The 19,672-nt window shown below is 70.0% G+C and carries 20 protein-coding genes and 1 pseudogene; 6 read left to right on the forward strand and 15 right to left on the reverse strand.

Features of this window, described 5'->3' with window-relative positions:
* Positions 1–187: hypothetical protein (locus ACZ7HT_RS35900; protein ID WP_471173780.1), on the forward strand; the 187-nt coding region annotated here is incomplete at its 5' end.
* Here ACZ7HT_RS35900 and ACZ7HT_RS35905 read toward each other — a convergent pair.
* The 3 genes from ACZ7HT_RS35905 to ACZ7HT_RS35915 form a co-directional block, all read right to left on the reverse strand.
* Positions 111–2,447, reverse strand: coding sequence for an alpha/beta fold hydrolase (locus tag ACZ7HT_RS35905; RefSeq protein ID WP_471173782.1), 2,337 nt, complete (start codon positions 2,445–2,447; stop codon positions 111–113). The two genes, ACZ7HT_RS35900 and ACZ7HT_RS35905, sit on opposite strands and share 77 nt — an antisense overlap.
* 207 nt (positions 2,448–2,654) lie before the next feature.
* A complete protein-coding gene (locus tag ACZ7HT_RS35910) occupies positions 2,655–3,659 on the reverse strand; it encodes an AraC family transcriptional regulator (protein ID WP_471173784.1) in 1,005 nt (334 codons plus the stop codon).
* 9 nt (positions 3,660–3,668) lie between these two features.
* Positions 3,669–4,235, reverse strand: coding sequence for a QsdR family transcriptional regulator (locus tag ACZ7HT_RS35915; RefSeq protein ID WP_471173786.1), 567 nt, complete (start codon positions 4,233–4,235; stop codon positions 3,669–3,671).
* A gap of 132 nt (positions 4,236–4,367) precedes the next feature.
* On the opposite strand from ACZ7HT_RS35915, the gene ACZ7HT_RS35920 reads away from it, so the two are divergent.
* The 3 genes from ACZ7HT_RS35920 to ACZ7HT_RS35930 all read left to right on the forward strand — a co-directional run bounded on the left by ACZ7HT_RS35920 (position 4,368) and on the right by ACZ7HT_RS35930 (position 8,904).
* Complete coding sequence (locus ACZ7HT_RS35920) at positions 4,368–5,729, forward strand: hypothetical protein (protein WP_471173787.1); 1,362 nt, start codon at positions 4,368–4,370, stop codon at positions 5,727–5,729.
* A gap of 133 nt (positions 5,730–5,862) precedes the next feature.
* On the forward strand, positions 5,863–6,552 hold the full coding sequence (locus ACZ7HT_RS35925; protein ID WP_471173819.1) for an SDR family NAD(P)-dependent oxidoreductase: 690 nt from the start codon (positions 5,863–5,865) through the stop codon (positions 6,550–6,552).
* A 213-nt stretch (positions 6,553–6,765) separates the two neighbouring features.
* Entirely contained in the window at positions 6,766–8,904 is a 2,139-nt protein-coding gene (locus ACZ7HT_RS35930; protein WP_471173789.1) for a SpoIIE family protein phosphatase, read from the forward strand.
* 31 nt (positions 8,905–8,935) lie between these two features.
* Here ACZ7HT_RS35930 and ACZ7HT_RS35935 read toward each other — a convergent pair whose 3' ends face one another.
* The gene (locus ACZ7HT_RS35935) at positions 8,936–9,160 is read right to left on the reverse strand and encodes a helix-turn-helix domain-containing protein (RefSeq protein ID WP_471173791.1); all 225 of its coding nucleotides are present in this window, start codon (positions 9,158–9,160) and stop codon (positions 8,936–8,938) included.
* 16 nt (positions 9,161–9,176) lie between these two features.
* Positions 9,177–9,509, reverse strand: a complete 333-nt coding sequence (locus ACZ7HT_RS35940) for a hypothetical protein (protein WP_471173792.1) — start codon at positions 9,507–9,509, stop codon at positions 9,177–9,179.
* A gap of 174 nt (positions 9,510–9,683) precedes the next feature.
* Here ACZ7HT_RS35940 and ACZ7HT_RS35945 point away from each other — a divergent pair, with 174 nt between their 5' ends.
* Both ACZ7HT_RS35945 and ACZ7HT_RS35950 read left to right on the forward strand, forming a co-directional pair.
* Complete coding sequence (locus ACZ7HT_RS35945; protein WP_471173794.1) at positions 9,684–10,622, forward strand: MerR family transcriptional regulator; 939 nt, start codon at positions 9,684–9,686, stop codon at positions 10,620–10,622.
* 125 nt (positions 10,623–10,747) lie between these two features.
* Positions 10,748–11,243, forward strand: a pseudogene (locus ACZ7HT_RS35950) (GNAT family N-acetyltransferase).
* A gap of 35 nt (positions 11,244–11,278) precedes the next feature.
* Here ACZ7HT_RS35950 and ACZ7HT_RS35955 read toward each other — a convergent pair.
* The 10 genes from ACZ7HT_RS35955 to ACZ7HT_RS36000 form a co-directional block, all read right to left on the reverse strand.
* Positions 11,279–12,532 (reverse strand): IS256 family transposase, encoded by a 1,254-nt coding sequence (locus ACZ7HT_RS35955; protein WP_471173796.1) that lies wholly within the window; start codon positions 12,530–12,532, stop codon positions 11,279–11,281.
* A gap of 127 nt (positions 12,533–12,659) precedes the next feature.
* Positions 12,660–13,934 (reverse strand): IS110 family RNA-guided transposase, encoded by a 1,275-nt coding sequence (locus tag ACZ7HT_RS35960; RefSeq protein ID WP_471173798.1) that lies wholly within the window; start codon positions 13,932–13,934, stop codon positions 12,660–12,662.
* Between the two features lie 542 nt (positions 13,935–14,476).
* The gene (locus ACZ7HT_RS35965) at positions 14,477–14,815 is read right to left on the reverse strand and encodes a thioredoxin family protein (RefSeq protein ID WP_471173800.1); all 339 of its coding nucleotides are present in this window, start codon (positions 14,813–14,815) and stop codon (positions 14,477–14,479) included.
* A 169-nt stretch (positions 14,816–14,984) separates the two neighbouring features.
* A complete protein-coding gene (locus ACZ7HT_RS35970; RefSeq protein WP_471173802.1) occupies positions 14,985–15,452 on the reverse strand; it encodes a tail fiber domain-containing protein in 468 nt (155 codons plus the stop codon).
* On the reverse strand, positions 15,449–15,763 hold the full coding sequence (locus ACZ7HT_RS35975; RefSeq protein ID WP_386563731.1) for a hypothetical protein: 315 nt from the start codon (positions 15,761–15,763) through the stop codon (positions 15,449–15,451). The genes ACZ7HT_RS35970 and ACZ7HT_RS35975 overlap by 4 nt, the downstream gene beginning before the upstream one ends.
* A 773-nt stretch (positions 15,764–16,536) precedes the next feature.
* A complete protein-coding gene (locus ACZ7HT_RS35980; protein ID WP_471173805.1) occupies positions 16,537–17,331 on the reverse strand; it encodes a hypothetical protein in 795 nt (264 codons plus the stop codon).
* A gap of 171 nt (positions 17,332–17,502) precedes the next feature.
* Positions 17,503–17,847 carry a hypothetical protein gene (locus tag ACZ7HT_RS35985; protein WP_471173807.1) on the reverse strand — a complete coding sequence of 115 codons (345 nt, stop codon included), beginning with the start codon at positions 17,845–17,847 and terminating at the stop codon, positions 17,503–17,505.
* 64 nt (positions 17,848–17,911) lie between these two features.
* Positions 17,912–18,652, reverse strand: a complete 741-nt coding sequence (locus tag ACZ7HT_RS35990; RefSeq protein WP_471173809.1) for a hypothetical protein — start codon at positions 18,650–18,652, stop codon at positions 17,912–17,914.
* Entirely contained in the window at positions 18,615–18,947 is a 333-nt protein-coding gene (locus ACZ7HT_RS35995; RefSeq protein ID WP_471173811.1) for a zinc finger domain-containing protein, read from the reverse strand. Before ACZ7HT_RS35995 ends, ACZ7HT_RS35990 begins: the two co-directional genes overlap by 38 nt.
* Before the next feature lie 141 nt (positions 18,948–19,088).
* Positions 19,089–19,376, reverse strand: coding sequence for a hypothetical protein (locus ACZ7HT_RS36000; protein WP_471173814.1), 288 nt, complete (start codon positions 19,374–19,376; stop codon positions 19,089–19,091).
* Positions 19,377–19,672: the final 296 nt, after the last annotated feature.

A 19,672-nucleotide genomic window follows, 5' to 3' on the forward strand; every position in this document is an offset into this window, starting at 1 on the left:
TTTTTTGCGTTTGTATCTCTGTCTTCTCTGCTTTCTTCCCCCCCCCCCCCCCCCCCCCCCCCCCCCCCCCCCCCCCCCCCCCCCCCCCCCCGCGGCTCGCCGAGCGGGGCTCAGGCCCAGAAGTCGAGGGCCAGGTCGGCGAAGGCATCGGCGCGTTCGATCTGCGGCATGTGGCCGGTGGCCGTGAAGAGGTGCGTGCGGGCCTTGGGGAAGGCGGTGCGGGCGGCGTTCAGGTGCTTGACGGGCAGGATCCGGTCGCGGTCGCCCCAGACGACGAACAGGGGCAGGTCCAGCGGGGCGACCTTGGCCAGCAGGTCGCGGCGCCACGGTTCGTGGACGCCGCGCAGGGAGCCGAGGCTCTCCAGGATCTCCAGCATCGCGTCCGCGCCTCCGGGCCGGGATGCCAGGCGCAGGGCGCGCTCGATCCGGGCGGTGGTCACGAAGGAGGGGTCGTGGAAGACGGCCCGTTCGAAGCGGGTGGCGCCCGAGCGGCTCGGGCGGCTGAGCATGGCCTTGCCCAGCGGACGGATCGCCAGGATCCGCAGGGCGGGAGTGACGTCGCGCCCGAAGCCGGCGCTGTTGACCAGCAGCAGACTCTGCACCCGCTCCCGCGACTGGGCGGCGAGTTGCATGGCGACCGCGCCGCCCAGGGAGTTGCCCGCCACCCGTACCGGTTCGGTCACCCCGAGCGCGTCCAGGAACTCGACCACGGCGGTGGCCAGGCCGGGCAGGGTCGTGGCCTCGGGCAGACGCTCGGAGCCGCCGAACCCGGGCAGGTCCACACTGATCACTCGGTGTCGGGCGGAGAGCAGCCGGTGCTGTTCGCTCCAGTCCTCCAGGGTCCGGCCGACGCCGTGGATCAGGAGGACCGGACTGCCCGCACCGGTGTCGCGGTACCGGACCCGGCGACCGGCCGCCGTGAGAGTGCGCGTTCCGTCCGCCGTGTCGTCGTCCGCGACCGCGCCGGAGAAGTGGAGGGCGTCGTCGACGAGCGGTCCCTCGCCGAGCATCCGCACGTCGCGCGGGTAGTGCTGGTGCACCTTCCAGGGGGCGACCGCGCCCTGGACGGGGAAGTCGGCGAGCGCGCGCCGGACGTAGCCGGAGGCCAGGCCGATCAGCGGCTCGCGTTCCAGGGAGTCGGGGGCGACGGGCGTGAACACCCGCTGCCCGGTCTCGTCCAGGTGGGTCAGCAGTCGGCACACGTAGCGGGCGACCAGATCGGCTTTCAGCGTCCAGGAGGCGTTGGTGTAGCCCATGGTGAAGACGAAGTTGGGCACGTCGGAGAGCAGCATGGCCTTGTAGGCGACGTGCTGGTTGAGCTGGACGTCCCTGCCGTCCACCACGAGCTGTATCCCGCCGAGGGCGAGCATGCTGAGACCGGTCGCGGTGACGACGACGTCGGCAGGCAGTTCGGCGCCGGACTCCAGGCGGATGCCGTCCGGGGTGAAGCGCTCGATCCGGTCGGTGACGACGTCCGCGCGACCGGTCTTGATCGCGTCGAAGAGGTCGGCGTCCGGCACGGCGCACAGCCGCTCGTCCCAGGGGTCGTACCGCGGCGTGAAATGTGTCGCCACGTCGAAGTGCGCGGGGAGGTTGCGCCGTACGCCGCTGATGAGCGCCTTGCGCATGAGCTTCGGCACGCTGCGGGAGAGCCAGTAGGAGGCCAGGCCCACCCGGACGTTCTTCCAGCGGATGATCCGGTTGGCGGTGTGCGGCGGCAGCCTGCGGCGCAGCGCATCGGCGAGCGCGTCCCGGGCCGGGAGGTTGAGCAGGTACGTGGGCGAGCGCTGCAACATCGTCACCTTGGCGGCGCTTTCGGCGAGCGAGGGCACCAGGGTGATCGCGGTCGCGCCGCTGCCGATGACCACGACGCGCTTGCCCGCCCAGTCGAGGTCCTCGGGCCACAGCTGAGGGTGGACCAGCTGCCCGGTGTAGTCCTCGACGCCGGGGAAGTCGGGGGTGTAGCCCCGGTCGTAGCGGTAGTAGCCGCTGCACACGTACAGGAACCGGCAGGTGAGGGTGACCGTCGCGCCGTCGGCGCCGTGCTGTGCGGTCACGGTCCAGCACGCGTCGGCGGTCGACCACTCGGCGTGGACGACCTTGTGCCCGTAGCGGACCTGACGGTCGACGCCGTGCTCGCTCGCGGTACGGCGGATGTAGTCGCGGATCGAGACGCCGTCGGCGATCGCCTTCTCCCCGGTCCACGGCGCGAAGGCGTAACCGAGCGTGAACATGTCCGTGTCGGAACGGACACCGGGGTAGCGGAACAGGTCCCACGTGCCGCCGATCGCGTCGCGCGCCTCCAGGATTGCCATCGAGCGCGCGGGGTGCTCGCGGCGCAGGTGGCAGGCGGCGCCGATGCCGGACAGGCCGGCTCCGACGATCAGGACGTCGAGGTGTTCCGCCTCGGTCCGCGCGGTGCGCGGGTCTGCGGCCACGGAAGTCATCGCTGTACGGCCCTTTCCTGGGGTGTCCCGGTGATCCGGGGCCCCTTCGGGTCCGCCATCGTGTGTCGGCTCCCGGGCCGCGCCGGATCGTGGGTCTCATCGTGAGGGCCCCGTCTGCCGAAGTCTTTGACCATTGACGACAACTCTTTGACTTTCGACGACAGCTTGCCTGGTCGATCATTGCGAATGAGGTGCCCGGGAGTCCGTTCAGCGTCCCTGGGCGGCGTCGCGGTAGGCCGAGGCGGTCATGCCGAACCAGCGTCGGCAGGACCGGGAGAAGATGCTCTGCTCGGTGTAGCCGAGGCTTCGGGCCACCTGGCCCATGGGGATCCGGGTGTCCCTGAGCAGCCGTTCGGCCTCGCCGCGCCGCGCCTCGTCGGCAAGGCCGGTGAAGGAGGCGCCTTCGGCCGTGAGCCGGCGCTGCAGAGTTCGCTGATGCGTGGCGAGGTGGGCGGCGACAAGCTCCAGGCTCAGGCTCCCGGTCGGGAGAAGGCGGCGGATCAGGGCCGTTGTCGGGGTGATGAGGGTGCCGTCGTCGACGGGGGCGATCGACGCGAGGTACTGGTGGACGATCGCGTGGACCGCGTTGTCGGAGGAGAGGGCGTGCGCCAGGTCGGCGCGGTGGATCCGCAGTCCGGCGAAAGGCTGCTCGAACAGCGTCGGGCAGCCGAAGTAGGCGTCGTAGTCGGCCGGTTCGGTCAGCGGTCGGTGCGGCACATGGGCGGAGACTGCGGTGAAGTGCTCGCCGGCGATCAGGCGGGCGACCCGCAGGGCCACCCCCAGGGCCAGCTCCACGGCCTGTCGTTGCTGCGGAAGTCGCGTCTCCACGGTCACGTACTCGAAGCGGGCGAAGCGTTCGTCGGGGTCCGCCTCGACGCCGGCGGCGAGCGCCGGGCTGTAGACGGACAGGTACTGGTGGATGGACGCGAACGCCTCACCCACCGTCGGCGCGGTCCGCGCGGCCGCCGCGAGCGGCCCGAACATTTCCAGCCCCTGGCGCAGGGCGAGGCGCCGCCCGAAGTCCTGCGCGTCCGTCACCCGCGCCGCACTCTCCAGGGCGCGGACCACATCGCGGTATCGCAGGTACGCGTCAGGAAGCCCGACCTGGCCGCGCGGGATGCCCGCCTCGACCAGCAGAGCGGCGGGATCTCCGCCCAGCTCGGCCACCAGTTCCGGGTAGCCCTGCAGCGACGTGGCGCGAATGAGCGACATCGGTGAGGTTCAGCGTTCCGGGGTCGGTGCGACGAGGTGGCGCATGAGGTCGATCGCGCGGTCGATCGCGGGGGGCTCGCCGATGACGACGGGAGCCCATTCGAGGGCCGTGGCCAGCTGAACCATGATCTCGATCGTGTCTGGGGAGGTCGGTACGCCGGCTTCGTCGAGCGCACGGGAGAAGCCCGCGCGCAGCGCCGAGTTCACGGCCTGGCCGTCGGCCATCAGGACCCGGAGGGCGACGGCGGGCTCCGCCTCTGCGAAGGCGAGCAGGGGAGGGAACCGGGCGGTGGTGTCCATGAACCGCCGGATGACATCGAGGCCGCGATCGGCTCCCTGGCCGGTCGCCTCGGCCTGGACGGCCTCCCAGGTGCGCTCGGTGAGCCGGGCTAGCACCGCTCCGAGGACCTTCTCGCGGTCGCCGACCCATCGGTACAGCGTCGTACGGCCGACGCCGAGGTCATCGGCCAGCTCGCGCATGTCGATGCGCTCGCAGCGCAGGAACGTCTCACGGGCGAACCGCAGCGCATGCTCGGGGGTCGCCCGTTCCAGACGGGGGCGGTGCTGGGTCGTCACGGGAGTCAGTCTAGGGGAGCACCTGCCGGAGATGAACTAAAGGGAACACCATTGACATGTGTTCCAGGCGGGTCCTAGGTTCGCTGCGGCTCGTGGGGGACGAGCCCTCCCACACGTGAACCGGAGGATCCCATGCGCTTCCTGCCCAACAGACGCGCCGCAGGCGCCGCAGCCCTCGCCGTGGCTGCCGCCGCCTCCCTGCTCACCACCTCCGCCGCCGCATCCGCCTCGACGGCGCGCAGGGACGCGGGCGCGGACGCGGCCGCCAGGTGCCTGTGGTTCGGTCCGAATCCCACGGCCGACTCACGGGCGAAGAACTACGCCTTCCCGGACACCGGCGCGAACTACTTCGCGGCGGTGTTCACCCTCCCCGCGGGCGCGAGCCTCGGCCTCGACGGAGAGTTCGCGCACGCCCGCTACCAGTCCCTCAACAGCTACAACCTCACCACCCACACCCCGACCGACGCCCTGAACGACGTCAGCACCCGGCCCGACCCGGGTTCGACCAACCCCTACCTGCCAGGGGCGAAGCGTGCCCACGACGCGCACCGCTCGTACAGCGTCACCGTCCAGGGCACCCAAGCCCCCGCCGACCCAGCGGACCGCGCGGCGAACACCCTCTACGCCGGTGTGCCCGGCCAGCAGGCCATCGCCCTGCTCTATCGCGTCTACGTCCCCGACGACCACCGAGGCGCCACGGGCGGCACCGGACTCCCGCGCCCCACCCTGCACCTGGCCGACGGCACCGAGATCACCGGCACCGCTGTCTGCGACGCCCTGCGGGCCCAGCACCCGCAGACCCTCCCGCTGGAAGGCGTGCCGGCGGCGACCTACGCGATGCTGCGCGACCAGCCCGGCAAGCCCGCCGGGTTCCCCGCCGACCCCGCTCCGGTCTGGCACACCGCCTACGACTCCGCCTTCTACATCAACTGCACCTTCTTCGGCCGGTGCGGCGGCACCCCTGCCAGGGCCACGGGCCAGTACTCCAACCTGGACAACCAGTACGTGAGCGCCAGTGTCAGCCGCGCCTTCGGCGACGTCCTGGTGCTGCGCGGCAAGCTGCCCGTCACCCCACGCACCAGGCACCGCGCCCCCCGTACGGCCGACCGGGTCGACATGCGCTACTGGTCGCTGTGCAGCAACGAGGGCATCGTCACCACCGCGGTTGCCGCCTGTCTCTACGACGAGCAACTCGTCACCGATCCTGACGGCCGGTACACCATCGTGCTCAGTCTGCCGCAGGACCGGCCCGCCAACGCCACCCGCGCGAACGGCGTCAACTGGCTCAGCCTCTCCCCGAACGGTGACGGCTCCGGACACCCGGACGACACACTCCTGATCCTGCGGAACATGCTGCCCTCGGCAGCTTTCACCCACGCGGTCCAGAACACGCACACCCCCGGCGACGAACGCGCCGTCATGGGCAGCTACCTGCCCGCCGGAACGTACACCACCACGGCCGCGTTCGAAGCCCTCGGCAGCCCGGTGAACTGAGTTCACTCGCCGCCCGTGACGATCCGTCGGCATCGGCGGCGGGTCGTCGGGGGAGGGCCCGGCCCGGCTGGACGCTGCGCGCCGGGGCCTGAGGACCGACGAGCACACACCCAAGGACCACACCCATGCACCGATTCCCCCTCGCGTCGTCCTCCTCGACCTGCACCTGGAAGCCGTCGAGGCGGTCGTCCGCAGCATCGGCGACGGGCAGATGCTGCCCATCGCCGCAGACGTCACCGACCGGGAGGCCCTCGACGCCGCCGTGCGGCAGAGCGTCGCCCACTTCGGTGCGCTGGACGTCGTGTTCGCCAACGCCGGCATCGCCGCGAGCCCGCCCACCACCGCCGCCTCGATCGACCCCGACGTGTTCGAACGCGTCGTCGAGGTCAACCTCCTGGGCGTCTGGCGCACCGTCCGCGCCGCGCTGCCGCAGATCATCGCGAACCAGGGACACGTCCTGATGACCTCATCGGTCTACGCGTTCGTCAACGGCGCCGTGAACGCCCCGTACGCCGCGGCCAAGGCGGGTGTCGAGCAGCTGGCCCGCGCGCTCCGCGTCGAACTCGCCCGGCACGGAGCCACCGCCGGCGTCCTCCACCCCGGCTGGGTCGCCACCCCGCTCGCGCACAACGCGTTCGGTGGCCACGAGACCGTCACGCGCATGCGTGAGAGGGCGTTCCCGGCGATGCTCGGCAGCGCCGTGACCCCGGAGGTGGTCGCCGCCCGTGTCGTGGACGGAATCGCCAAGCGTTCGCCGAGGGTCACCGCCCCCCCAGACGGTGGGAGGCGGTCTCCGCCGTACGCGGTCTGGTCGGTCCGTTGACCGATCGCCGTCTCGTCCGTGACACCCGCCTTCACGAGTTGATCCGCCGACTGGAGCGTTGAGAACGACAACCCGCCTGCCGGAGTCGCGCGATCCTCCGGACCCGCAGGGCTTGACGGCCGGCGAATCACCCGATCGCTTCACTGCGGTGGCCGGCCCGGGCGTGGGCCGCGTTGTATGGAGGACAGCACAGTCCACCGTCTCGTCGAACGGATGCTCGCAGTGGTTGGTGAGGATCATCCGAACGGCCGGTCCGTGCCCGAGGGGATGGCGGACGCCGTACTGGACGCGCTGTTCTCCCAGTCGCCCGTGGGCCTGCACGTCTACGACCGGGAGCTGCGCCTGGTGCGGGTGAACACGGCGGCTCGGTTGATGAGGGAGTTCCCGGTCGACCAGTTGCTCGGCCGTACTCTGCCCGAGATCCTGCGGTCCTTCGACATCACCGATCCCGTGGCCGTGGAACGGGCAGCTCACCGGGTACTGGAGACGGGCGCACCCGAGCTCGATCTGAGCATCCGTGTCCGTGACCGACGCGACCCCCCGATCGAGGCCGTCGCCTCGGCAGCCGTGTTCCGCCTGCAGCGGGCCGACGGCACCGTGCTGGGACTGGCTGCCGCGCTGACCGACGTCACTGCCCGGTTGCGGGCGGAAGCGGAGGTGCGGCTGCTGAACGAGGCGGCCGCACGGGTCGGCACCACCCTCGACGTCTTCCGTACGGCGGCCGAGTTCTGCGAGGTCGCCTCCCCGGCCCTGGCCGACACCGTGACCGTCGACGTCTACGACGAGGTCCTGCGCGGCCGAGCTCCCACCGCGGATGCTCTCGACCGGGATCAGACCGTCCGGCGCGCCGGGTTCCGCTCGGTCGCCGGACCGGGCCAGCAGGGCGTTCCCGTTGTTGGCGAGGTCGACGTGTACCCGCCCGGAACGCCCTACCGCACGGTCTTGGACACCCTGGCCGCCAAGCTGGTCCGACGACTGCGCCCGAACGCCCACTGGCTCGATCCCGTACGCCGACGCGACGCCCGCATCCTGAGCGCGGGCGCGCACTCGATGATGCTGGTCCCGATTCGAGCGCGGGGTGTGGTGCTCGGCCTGGCCTGCTTCTACCGGTGGCGCGACCCGACTCCGTTCGACCACCGGGACCTGAGGCTCGCACAGCAGCTCACCACGCACGCCGGCCAATGTCTGGACAACGCCCGCCTCTACGGGCGTGAGCGATCGGCCGCCCGCATCCTGTCCGGTGGCTTCGCCCACGCGCAGGCCTCCGTCGACACGGCCGTCGAGCTCGCTCGCACCCACCTGCCGGCCGGCACGGGCGGCGGCTGGTTCGACGCCATCCCCCTCTCCGGTTCCAGGGTCGCCCTCGTCGCCGGGGACACCACTTCCGGGACATCGGGCCCGGCGGCGATGAGCGAGCTGCGCGCGGCGGTCGAGGCGCTGGCCGACCTCGACCTGCCGCCGGACGAGATCCTCCAACGCCTCCACGACCTTGCCAGCCGCCCCGCCCTCCCGGACGCGACTGGATCCGACGCCGGTGACGAGACGCCCGCCACCTGCCTCTGTCTGGTCTACGATCCGGTCACCCGCCTGTGCACCGCGGCGAGCGCGGGACACCCGGCACCGTTGCTGGTGGATCCGAGCGGCGGCGTCGAACCGCTCGATGTCGCGGCAGGACCACCACTGGGCCGAGGGCTCGGGCACTACACGCTCACCGAGCGCGCCCTGCCTGAGGGCACCACGGTGCTGATCTGCAACAGCGCTCTGCTGGCCGGATCGGGAACCGGGCAGTCGCCGCTGCGCCTGTTGAACGACCTGTTCGCCGTACGGCAACCCTCACTCCAGGCTGCGTGCGACGCGTGCGTGGACGTCCTCGCGCCCGAGCAACCCCCTCGCGACGCCTATCTGTTGCTGGCCCGCACCCGGACGCTGGACGAATCCCAGACGAAAGCCTGGACCTTCCCCAACACCCCTCAGAGCGCTGCTCAGGCCCGGAAACGAGCCGTGAACCAACTCGCTGAATGGGGACTGGCCCAGGACGTCATCGACGACACCGCACTCGTCGTCAGCGAACTGGTCACCAACTCCGTCCGCTACGCGAAGGGTCCGATCCGGCTGCGCCTCATCCGTGACGGCGACAGCACGCTCGTGTGCGAGGCCACCGACGACAGCAGCGCCAGTCCCCACCTGCGGCGGGCCTTGGACACGGACGAGAACGGCCGGGGCCTGTTCATCACCGCCCAACTCACCCAGCGCTGGGGCGTGAGACCCTCAGGACGAGGCAAGACGCTCTGGGCCGAACGAGTCCTCACAGCGGCGCCGGGATCCGGACGTGGCCATGCTTCCGAGGCGTGACGCAACCGGACCAGATCGTCGTCGAAGTCGACTACGGCGAAAACAGCCCGCCGTCTCTGCGGCGCAGGCGATGCAGTGTGAGGGGTGAGCTGGAGACGTAGCCGGCCCTGGGGGTGTCGAGCGGCCAGCCCAGGAGAGCCTGGGCACGATCGAGCCGTTCACGGAGTGTCGAGTGGTGGACGTTCAGCTTTCGGGCGGCGTCTCGCAGGCCGCCCGCGCAGGTCCAGGCGGTGAAGGTCGCCAGGAGCAGGGGCACCGTGACGGCGGCGCGGTCAAGGGCGTGCCCATCGGGCGGGGTCGCCGCCCGCGTCGGGGGTGTCGACGAGCACCGCCAGGGTGCCCGGCTCGTCCGTGTGGACGATGCGAGGGCCCGGGGCCTGTGGTGCGCCGTCGGAGGTGAAGCGCGGTGCGGTGCCGGCTGCGCCGGCGGAGAGCGGGAGCCGCGCGACGGGGGCTGACGGGGCCCGGCCGCGCGTCCGGTCGAACCAGTCAGGTATCTGCTCGAAACAGCCGCGCCACGTACGCGTCTTGTCCGGCCGCGTCAGCGGCTCCAACACTTCGTCCTCGTAGCGTGCAAGGACCAGGACCTGTGCCATTCTGCTCATGTGGGCATGACATCCCGCAGGCGCTGGAGTGGCAAGTGCGTTTCGACCCACAGCTTGGATCTCAGACGCCCAGCCACCGCAGGAGGAATGGTCAAGACCTGTGTACGAGGGGGCTGACCGTCGGCAGGCGAGGGGGCTTGAGTCTCCCGTAGGGGGAGACACCAAGGTATGGGCATGGACGGCGACACGCTTTACTCGATCGGCGAGCTGGCTCGGCGGACCGGTCTCACGATCAAGACCATTCGGTTCTACTCCGATCGCGGAATCGTGACGCCGACGGACCGCAACCCGGCCGGCTACCGCTTGTACAACATCGACACCGTCGCGCGCTTGGACCTCGTGCGGACCCTGCGGATACTGGGGCTGGGCCTTCCCACGATCCGCAAGATCGTCGATCGGGAGCTCTCGCTCCCTGAGGTCGCCGCGGCGCATGCCGAGGCACTCGCGGTGCAGATTCGCATCCTGCGTCTGCGGCACGCGGTGCTGACAGTCGTGGCCGAGTGTGGGCTCACTCCCGAGGAGACCGATCTCATGCACCACCTTGCCCAGCTTTCCGAGGACGAACGCCGAGATCTCATCGGTGATTTCCTCGACACTGTCTTCGACGGTCTCGGCGCCGACCCCGCATTCGCAGGGGTCATGCGCTCGATGACCCCCGAACTGCCGGATACTCCCGAGGCGGAGCAGGCCCGAGCACGGGTGGAGTGGGCCGAACTAGCCCTGGACCCGGACTTCCGTGCCGGTGTGCGACGAATGGCCGAGGATCTGGCGGCCGAACGAGCACAGGGCGACACCACGGGCCCGCGCCGCGACTTCGCCGCAGCTGTCCGTGACCTGGTCGCCCCGGCCCTGGCGGCGGGCATCGACCCGGCCTCCCATCAGGCCGATCCGATCGTCGCGGCGCTTGCGGATCACTACGCGCACATCTGCGGCCGCCCTGACGACGCCGAGCTTCGCCGTCGGCTGCTGCTCCGGCTGGAGAGTGTGAACGACCCGCGCAGGGACCGGTACTTCCAGCTACTCGCAGTGATCAACAGCTGGCCTGCTCCGGAGAGCCTGGCGCGAGTGCTCGACTGGTCCGTCGAGGCCCTGCGCGTTCGGACGCAGCGGTAGTGGGCCCGGAACCGTCTGTGCCGGGGCCAGACGCCGACGCGTACGATCGGCCGGTGACTGACACCGCCGTACTGCGTGCGGATGCCACGCCGTCCGCTCCCGCCCTCGTTATTCGTCCCTGGTGCATGCAGGACGTTCCCGCGCTGGTCGAGACATGCCGGGATCCAGCCTTGCGCCACTGGACAAGCTCTTCCGTGGAGAACGACGCCGACGCAGTGCGGTGGGTGCGGGCCCAGCAGCGAGGATGGGCGGTGGGCGACCGGTTCGGCTTCGCGGTCCTTGAAGCGCAACCCGATTCAACCCATGGGCAGTTGGTCGGCAAATGTGGTCCTCAAGGAAGTCGCCTCCGGCAAACCCTCGGCTGAGGTGGGCTATTGGACCGCGGCGCATGCTCGCGGACGGGGTGTGGCGCCTCGCGCTCTGGAGGCCCTCACTGGCTGGGCCTTCGACACGCTCGGGGCCGGCTGGCTGAAGCGTCTGGAACTCCTGCATCAGGTGGACAACTCCGCTTCGTGCCGGGTTGCGCAGAAGAGCCGGTACGAGTTCGACAGCCTTCTGCCCGCGGCGCTGCCCTCCTTCCCTCTCGACGGTCATCTGCACATACGGTGCAGGGATGCCTGAGATCCACTAGCGTTCTGCGGATCGGCCGAGGTGGCTCATGCCGCGCGGGTCTCGGGGCGCTCGACGAGTTGGCCGCGTTCGAAGCGGGCTCCGGCCCGGACGAGTGGGACGAGGTGAGCGCCGTTGACGGCCCGCCAGCGGGCCTGTGCGGACTCGACCAGCTTGAACACCATGGCGAGTCCGGCGGCACGGGATCCGGCGACCTTGGTGACCTTGGTGCGGAGTCGAACGGTGGCGAAGGGCGACTCGATGGGGTTGGTGGTCCTCAGGTGCATCCAGTGCTCGGCCGGGTAGTCGTAGAACTCCAGCAGCGCGTCCTGGTCGCTGGTGATCTTCGCGACGGCTTGGGGGAACTTCGCGCCGTATAGGTTGGCGAAGGTCTTGAGGGCCTGCTCGGCGTGTTCGCGGTCCTCGGCGTTGTACATGTCCTGGATCGCCTTCTTCGCCGCTGGCTGGGCCGACTTTGGCATGGCGTCGAGCACGTTGGCTGATTTGTGAACCCAGCACCGCTGCTCGCGGGTGTCGGGGAAGACCTCGTGCAGGGCCTTCCAGAACCCGAGCGCACTGTCGCCGACCGCGAGCACAGGGGCGCGCATGCCGCGGCGCGCGCAGTCCTGCAGCAGCGCGGCCCAGGACTCGGACGACTCCCGGTAGCCGTCGGCCATCGCGACCAGCTCCTTGGTGCCGTCCGCGCGGACCCCGATGACGACCAGGACGGCGGCCTCGGCCTCGTCCAGGCGTATGCGCAGGTGGATGCCGTCGACCCAGACGTAGACGTAGTCCGTGCCGGATAGGTCACGCTCATGGAAGGCGGCATGGTCGGCCTGCCACTGGGCGGTCAGCCGGGTCACCGTGGCCGGGGGCAGCCCGGCCGAGCTGCCCAGGAACTGCTCCATCGCCGGCACGAAGTCGCCCGAGGACGGGCCGTGCAGGCGGAGCAGTGGCAGGATCTCGGCGATCTTCGGGGACTTGCGGCACCAGGGAGGCAGGATCGCCGAGGAGAACCGCTTGCGCTCGCCGGTGGTCTCGTCGACGCGCTTGTCGTTCACCCGTGGGGCCTTGACCTCGATGGCTCCGGCAGCGGTGGTGACCTTCCGGGGCTGGTGGTAGCCGTTGCGGACTACCAAGCGCCGTCCCATCTCGTCCTTCTCGTGGGCCAGCTCGGCGATGTAGGAGTTGACCTCGGCTTCCAGCGCCGCGGCCAGCATCCGTCTCGCGCCCTCGCGGACGATCTCGTCCAGCAGGGAGCCGTCTCGCGTTGAAGCGTCGGCATTGACTACGGTGAGCAAGGGCGTGCCTTCCCTACCGACGTTGCAACGTCGGCCTACTCGATGACCATCACGGGATCATTCGGGAAGGTACGCCTGCTGCGTTCTTCCCGGAACTGATCCACAGACATCCGAGCTTGGTAAGACGTCAAGCCGCGAGGAGTTCCCGTGCTGCCGCAGGAGCGGGAAACGCCTTGCTCGGGTCGAACGTCTGCCCGGTCTGCAGGCAGTGGAACAAGCAGCCCAGAAGGCGGTTGAACAGGTTGCGCATGGCGGCGGTGTGCCGGTCCCCGGCGGCGCGCCGTCGGTCGTAGTACTCCTTGATGAGCGGCGAGGGCAGGGCCCCGAAGATCCAGACGTAGCCGGCGGCCGCGAGCCGCTGGTTCTTCACCCTGCGATGGCGCACGACCCGGCTCTTACCGCTGGCGATGGTGACCGGCGAGGCTCCCGCGTATGCCTTCAGCGCTCGGCCGTCGGCGAAGCGGTCGCGGTCGTCACCGATCTCGCCGAGGACGCGGGCGCCGGTGAGTGGGCCGATGCCGGGGAAGCTGGCAAAGATCTCGGCGTCGGGGTGCTGGGCGAAGGCCTCGGCCGCCGCTTCGGCGAGGTCGTCGGCCGCTCGGCAGGCGGCATCCAACTGGCCCAGCAGAGCGAGGGTTTGGCGCCCCATGGCGCGTTCGACGAGCGGGAGTTGGTGGAGGTAGTCGCCGGTGAAGACAGTCCGCAGGCGCTCCACCCAGTCCTCGATGTACCGCTGGCGGCCGGACCTCTTCAGCGCGGCTCGCAGCTGGGCGCGGGTCAGGCGTGCGGCGGTGGCCGGGTCCGGTGCCACGGCGAGTACCGCGCGGGCCTCGCGTGAATCGAGGCCGACGCCGCGGACGTGGAAGGCCGCCAGTGCGGCCGGGAAGTACTGCTTGAGGTGGGAGCGCAGTTGGTTGATCAGCTGGCTGCGGTTCCACACCGCGTCCTGCTGGGCGCGGGCGAGGACGGCGATGGCCTGCGCAAGTTCGGAGTCGGCCGGCAGGGCGCGGTGGACGTCAGCGTCCGTCCGCAGGATGTTGGCCAGCGTCATCGCGTCGGCGTGGTCGGACTTGGCCCGGGCGGTGCGGTGCCGCTCCCGGTAGCGGGCCACCGCCATCGGGTTGATCGAGTACACCCGGCGGCCGGTTGCCCGCAGGCAGGCGAACAGGAGGCCGCGCGCGGTCTCCACGGCGACGGGTATCGGGGCCTCCGGGGTGTCGCCAGCCTCCGCCAGGAGGTCGAGCAGCTGGCGGTAGCCGTCCGCGTCGTCGCGGATACGCTGCTTTGCAACCAGCTTCCCCGCCTCGTCGACCAGGGCCACGTCGTGGTGGTCCTCGGCCCAGTCGATCCCGCATGTGATCGTCAATCTGATCGCCCCTTCTCCGGTGTTCGCCCAGTTCATGAGCCTGTGCGGGGCACGCCGCGACCTAATAGGAGGGCTCGGTGGCCCGACATCCGATGAGCAGTTCGTGGCCCCAGCTCACCGCGCGGACCTCGGTCTCTGGACAGAGCTCGTGGCTCGCGTAGTCAGGAGAGGTGGCCGTGCGGACGGCTCAGGTCACGATCATGACGTCCCCGCGAAATGCACGGCGACGGGGCCCTCTGCCTGTGGAGAGGAGTCCGGCTCCAGGTCTTGAGTAGGGGTCACCCGCCGCCGTGCACTGCTATGAGGTCCTGAGCATTGCTCCTATCGCAGACCGTTGCGGGACAGCTCTGATCCCACCCCACCAAACCGCTCTCATTCTGAAACGATCAGTTAACCGGTTGTGAGGAGTCTCGGCCCAGGGGTGGGCGTCAGGCTCGCGAGAGGACGGCGCGCTCGGCGCCCGTCCACCGCGTACTCCTGTCGCACGTAGGCCCGCCCGATGTCGGGTTCGTCGCCCCAGGCTGAGTGCTCCGGCCGTAGGCCGCCACTGGCGTCGATGCTGTCGGTGTTCACGTCGACTAGAGGTGGCGGTCCAGGAGCTCCCGCACCTCGGCGGTGGTCATGGGTCCCTCGCCGTGCGCCACCGCCTCGCCCTCCTTCAGCAGGACGTACGACGGGGCTCCGGTGACCCCGTACCGCGCGGTCGCGGCCGGACAGCGAGTGATGTCGGCGCGGACGGCCGTCAGGCGGCCCGCGTACTCCTCGGCGATGCCACCCACCACGAGGTCCATCGCCCGGCAGGGATCGATCGCCTTGGGCCATGTCCCGGTGAAGTACGCGAGGACCGGGAAGTCGCTCATCCCGAGGATGAAATCGAACTCCGCGTCCTCACGGGGTTGGTGCACCCGCTTCACCATGAAAGCTCCTGACCTCGCGTTCCGTCGTTCCACCCCCATCATCCCCCGAGCGCCGCGAACCCGGCGCTCAGCCGGTTCCCCTCGGTCGGCCCGGCCCGGCCCTGGACCTGTCCGACCCGTAGGCGTACGGGCGCGACAACCCGCTCGTACAGCGGCAGAGACACACGCCCTACGTCGGCGCATCGCCTGCCAGGTCGTCCTCGTCCCCGGCCGGCCGCTCCGGACCCGCCGGAGCGGTGCGCGGCGAACTCCCGGCCCGCAGGGCAGCGACCTCGCCCCGGAGCTCGGTCAGTTCCCGATGCAGTGCCTGGATGGCGACGATGGCCACGCCGTTGGCGTCGGTGCAGCAGATCGTCCTGTCGTTCTCACCCACCCCGAACGCCTTCCACCAGTCCTGCGCCATGGGTCCCAGGTGGCGTACGTGGGGAGGGTCCCAGTGATATCGCCACGTGCTGACGGGCAGCCGCACCACCTGTTCCAGTACCCGGTAGCCATTGACCGGATCGCTGCCGCCCACCACCTCCGGCACGGCCCCCGACGCCAGGCCGGCGGCGGAAGCGCCCTGTCGAAGACGCTTCCTGACCAGGGGCGGCATCCGCAGCCCGGCCAGGGTCTCCCTCAACCACCGGCCGTTCATCGCTCCCAGACCACCGCGACGACCTCGGTCTTCAGCCCGCGATCCGAGAAGAGCAGGCTGCCCCCTCCACCGCGGTTGGCCGGGTGATTCACCGGGAGTTGGACGAGACCGTTTCCCAGCCCGCTGCTGTGGGTGGTCTCACCGACCGCCGTGACGTCCCGCTCCTGGTTGATCATCGTGGTGTCGTAGGCGGGATTCCCGACCGCCAGCACGTTCGTGCTCGCCACGGCCGGAACGCTCAAGGCGCCCGTGCAGGTGGCCGCCGTGGCCGACAGCACCAGCAGACGACGGGTGACGCGCTTCGTGGACATGGGGCTTCCTTCCGGCCGGGACGCCGTGTGCGTCCGCGATACCACTAACGGCCTAACGGCGCGAAAGGTACGTGGCCTGCGCGCCGCGCTCAGGCCGCGGGCACCGAAGCTGCCAGTACTACGTGGCACCAGCGCCGCCCGCCGGCGGCATCACATCCATGCCGGACCGCGCAATCACGAGGGGTCTCGTCCGCTCGATCATCGTCGTGCGCGACGGATTCAAGTCCTCGGGGGAGCGATCATCACCTGCCCGTGAGTACGGGGGAAACGCCGCTGTTCAGCGCACGACGCAGCGAGAATCCGACAGCCTGAACGAGGGGCAATGTGAATCCGGCTACTTCAGTGCGACAGGCATCAGGGCGTCTCACGACGGCGGCATAAGTGCCACGGGCGTGTCATCGAGGCTGAGGCTGTGCCACGAAACCTGAGGACCTCCATCCGAGTGTAGGGTCTCGTGGCTCGTGGCATGACGCAGCGTGCTGACCAGTAGGTTCTGGGGCAGTCTCAGAGCACGTGTCGGCACTCTGTCTCAGATCCGCGGCACTTCCTCGGGCACGAGGCGGCAGTACCGCATCGAGGACGGCCACAGGAGTCGACGACGTCTTCACCACCGGCTCCCAGTTCCACACCGTCGGCACGTTCCTACGGGAAACCGGCAAGGTGAAGGAAGTACGTGGACTGGTCCTCGCTCGCGTTCCAGGCTGACGACTGCGGAGCCCGCCCCATGTACCCAAGAGAGTACCCGGGGTGGGGTTCCACGGTTGTCCAGCAGGTCACCGGGGCGGTTCGGGGGCGGTGGCGATCCACACGGCGGCGGTCTCAGCGAATTCCTTGCGGTACCGGCCCAGGTCCCCGAGGGCTTCGCCGTGCCGGTCCCGCAGGTGTCGGCGCGTCTCTCGCCGGTTGCCGCCTTCGATCATTCCCCACGCGTCCAGACCGGTCTTGCCCCGCCAGTGCTCGGCTTCGGCGCGGATGCTGCCCGAGTCGCGATCGTCACCGTCGACATCCACCGCCGCCCGGCGGTCCCGGTAGGCGGCGTGCTGATCGGCGTACACGCTCCGTACGAACGCCAGGGCGCCCTGGAAGTCGGCGGTGTAGGGCTTGCCGGTGCGGTAGTCGATGGGGTCCGCGCCGCCCGCGTCCTTCCGTAGTTCGGCCAGCTCGGCGGCTTCGTGCGCGGCGGCGGCCTCCAGCTCGGCGAACAGCTTCTCCGCCGGGACCTGCGCCAGGGAGGGTCGGGAATCCTGGGCGGCGCGCAGCGCCCGTACACACTGGCGGGACTGTTCCCGGACGGCTATCGTCGCCGCCTGGTTGCCGTAGGTCAGGACCACGATCCCGAGCTTCGCCGTCCGGGCGGCATCCACGGTCTTCTGGGTGGGCTTGCGGCGGGCCTCGTCCACGGCCGCCAGGAAGGCGGTCACCGCGGCGGTACGCGGGCCGGTGTGAGCGGTGTGCAGCGCGGTCAACGCGGTGCGCTTCATCCCCGCCACCGCGACCCACACGGACGCGAAGGCGGTGATGAGCGCGGCACCTATGGGCGCCATCTTGAACCAGTCATCGAGCGTCATACAGGCCAGCGTTCCCAGAACGACGCGTGACTGTACGGGACTTGAGCCACTCCAGAGGGTTCCTGTCGTCACTGCTCGGGGCCGGTCTCCGGAAGCATGGGTGCCGCGTCGCACCGAGGGAGGCAGACCCGCAGGCGCCCCCTGGTGTCGGAGGCAGGAGCCCACGACGGGCTATCCCTCGTCCCGCAACCGCCTCAGCGCGTCGAGCTCGGCCTCCTGGGCCTCCGCGAGCATTAGCGCCTCCCGGTCGAGAACCGCCATCGCGACGTCCACGTCCGTCTCCGCGGCGGCCACCACTATCGAGGACGCCAGCATCACGAGCCCCTGCACCAGAGCCTCGGCATCGACCACGTTCAGGGCCGCCACGGGCAGCTCGTCCGGGTCGCCGGCGAGGACGCAGTCGTCGCAGAGCTCGCCGTCGAGCCCGCACCGGCACAGCATCCGCCGCGTCCGCGTCCGCGCCCGCACGACCGCCACTGCCCAGTGCTCGCCCTGGTACAACATGTCCTGGCTCATGCGCTGACCAGCGAGCAGCTCCGGCAGCGGGTATCCCTCCGTGCAGCCCGAAATCAGTGGAACGTCACCACAGGTACGGGCCGGTATCAGCGCCGGGATCGCGACCTTCCTGTGCCGGCTTCGGGCGGTGGCGCAGCGCTGCACGGGCGAGAGCGTCAGGACGTACGTCGATCACGGCGACCCCGTCCAGTACGGGAACCGGTCCCTTGCCGTGCCGCACCCAGACCGGCAGAGCACTGGCATCGGCCGCGAACCGTAGCTTCGTCACCGCGTCGTGGTTCGGCTGCGAATCGATCTCGATGACGATGTCTGGTCGTTCAAGAGAACTGGACAGCAGCGCGAGGTCAGCACGTCCGTAATTGCTGCTGCCCTCGGACGCCATGACGGGAATGGTGACCTCGCATCTGCCGTTCGGATAGTCGAGGTGGTCCTGGAGGGCCTCCAGCGTCGAGGTGAGCGCCCGAGTCATCCGGCGCGTGGGGTTCTCGCCCTGTGCCCAGTACGAGCGCTCCCGGAAGTCGGCGATTCGATCCGGGGTGAGCCATTCCCGGACGTGGCTGGCTATCTCCTGCAGGGCATTGGGATTCTGGCGCCGAGGCGCAGATCGGGTGATCAGGTGATGCCAGCCGCGCGCCCAGACAGTTCCCTGAACGGACACACCTTGGAGAAGGCCCCCGTAGATGATCTGTCGCTCCGCCCACGCTGGATTCCCCAGAAGAGCGGCTTCGAGTCGTAGCTCCTCCACGCGTCTGGCAACAGCGTCGGTCTCACCGAATACTCGCTCCCTGGCGAGGTGGTGGGCCACGATCGACGGCGTGCCTGCGCCAGGCTACGGCGAACGCCGAGGGCACGTTCTGGGGTAGGACGACGGAAGCGACCAGAGCCGCCGCTTCACCGGCTGCCTCCTCGGCGGCGGCGCGCAGTTGCTCGCGCTGTTCTCTCTGCGCCCTGAGTGCTTGCGCTCGGGCTTCGTCAGCCCGCGCCTTATGGGGCCTGGCCGGTGTTCCACTGCGCGTACGACAGGCTTCCCTCTCCGTGGCCCGGCAAGAGGGGCAGGGAACGCCGAGAGGGCTCGCATCCGCCGGCGGGTATCTGGTCATCTCGGCAGGCTGGATGCACGCTCTGACAGTGCCTCAGCCACTGGTGAACGGGAACGGAAGGCGCCTGCAGACCTCTCCGAGGAGCAGAAGCGTCCCAGCGTCAGGGTTCACACGTGCGGAAGGCCCTGACGCTGCCGGAGGTCAGCTTCGAGGGAAGCGCTCGAACACGTCGTACTCGGGGTCGCCGGGGCGCCACACGGCCTCGATCCGGTCACCCAGGACGTCGGTCTCGTAGTCGATCTGACAGCCGACGCTCTCCAGGCCCGGGAAGCTGCCCGCGAAGGGGTAGATCAGCTCGGTGGTCAGGACCGCGACCTTCGGATCCGAGGCATCGAGCAGCGCCACGATGAGCGCCGGCTGCCCGAGCTTCTTGACGCGGTCGCTCGCCGAGTCCTCCCAGATTTTGCTGCACGGGGTCGACTGTCTCAATGGTCTTGGCAGTTCCCGTGAGTGCTGACCAGGCAAGCGAGAGAACCACTGAGACCCCGCGCAGTGGATTCTCGTCGGTCTCGTCAGCTTTCCGAGTCGACACCGCCTCAACGGAACGTTGCGTGGCCGCCGAACGGGCGCTCCAAGGCGCATCATGCGGCGTGAGCGGAGGTCGTCCGGCGGTGTCCTGCCGAACCGTGCTCCCTCTCGACACGTCATGGGACACCTACGGCTTGGCCGGCGAGGTGACCGGCGATCCGGCCGGGGCTGCGGAGTCCGGCGCCCCCGCGTAGTCG

The organism is Streptomyces sp. NPDC037410 (genome assembly GCF_055602235.1).

Excerpts from the sequence above, each read along its gene's own strand:
- ACZ7HT_RS35930 (WP_471173789.1), top strand. The coding sequence starts at position 6,766 with ATGCTCGCAGTGGTTGGTGAGGATCATCCGAACGGCCGGTCCGTGCCC.
- ACZ7HT_RS35945 (WP_471173794.1), top strand. The coding sequence starts at position 9,684 with ATGGACGGCGACACGCTTTACTCGATCGGCGAGCTGGCTCGGCGGACC.
- ACZ7HT_RS35995 (WP_471173811.1), bottom strand. The coding sequence starts at position 18,947 with ATGACCAGATACCCGCCGGCGGATGCGAGCCCTCTCGGCGTTCCCTGC.
- ACZ7HT_RS35980 (WP_471173805.1), bottom strand. The coding sequence starts at position 17,331 with ATGACGCTCGATGACTGGTTCAAGATGGCGCCCATAGGTGCCGCGCTC.
- ACZ7HT_RS35905 (WP_471173782.1), bottom strand. The coding sequence starts at position 2,447 with ATGACTTCCGTGGCCGCAGACCCGCGCACCGCGCGGACCGAGGCGGAA.
- ACZ7HT_RS35940 (WP_471173792.1), bottom strand. The coding sequence starts at position 9,509 with ATGAGCAGAATGGCACAGGTCCTGGTCCTTGCACGCTACGAGGACGAA.
- ACZ7HT_RS35960 (WP_471173798.1), bottom strand. The coding sequence starts at position 13,934 with ATGAACTGGGCGAACACCGGAGAAGGGGCGATCAGATTGACGATCACA.
- ACZ7HT_RS35985 (WP_471173807.1), bottom strand. The coding sequence starts at position 17,847 with ATGAGCCAGGACATGTTGTACCAGGGCGAGCACTGGGCAGTGGCGGTC.
- ACZ7HT_RS35970 (WP_471173802.1), bottom strand. The coding sequence starts at position 15,452 with ATGAACGGCCGGTGGTTGAGGGAGACCCTGGCCGGGCTGCGGATGCCG.
- ACZ7HT_RS35910 (WP_471173784.1), bottom strand. The coding sequence starts at position 3,659 with ATGTCGCTCATTCGCGCCACGTCGCTGCAGGGCTACCCGGAACTGGTG.
- ACZ7HT_RS35965 (WP_471173800.1), bottom strand. The coding sequence starts at position 14,815 with ATGGTGAAGCGGGTGCACCAACCCCGTGAGGACGCGGAGTTCGATTTC.
- ACZ7HT_RS35920 (WP_471173787.1), top strand. The coding sequence starts at position 4,368 with ATGCGCTTCCTGCCCAACAGACGCGCCGCAGGCGCCGCAGCCCTCGCC.
- ACZ7HT_RS35975 (WP_386563731.1), bottom strand. The coding sequence starts at position 15,763 with ATGTCCACGAAGCGCGTCACCCGTCGTCTGCTGGTGCTGTCGGCCACG.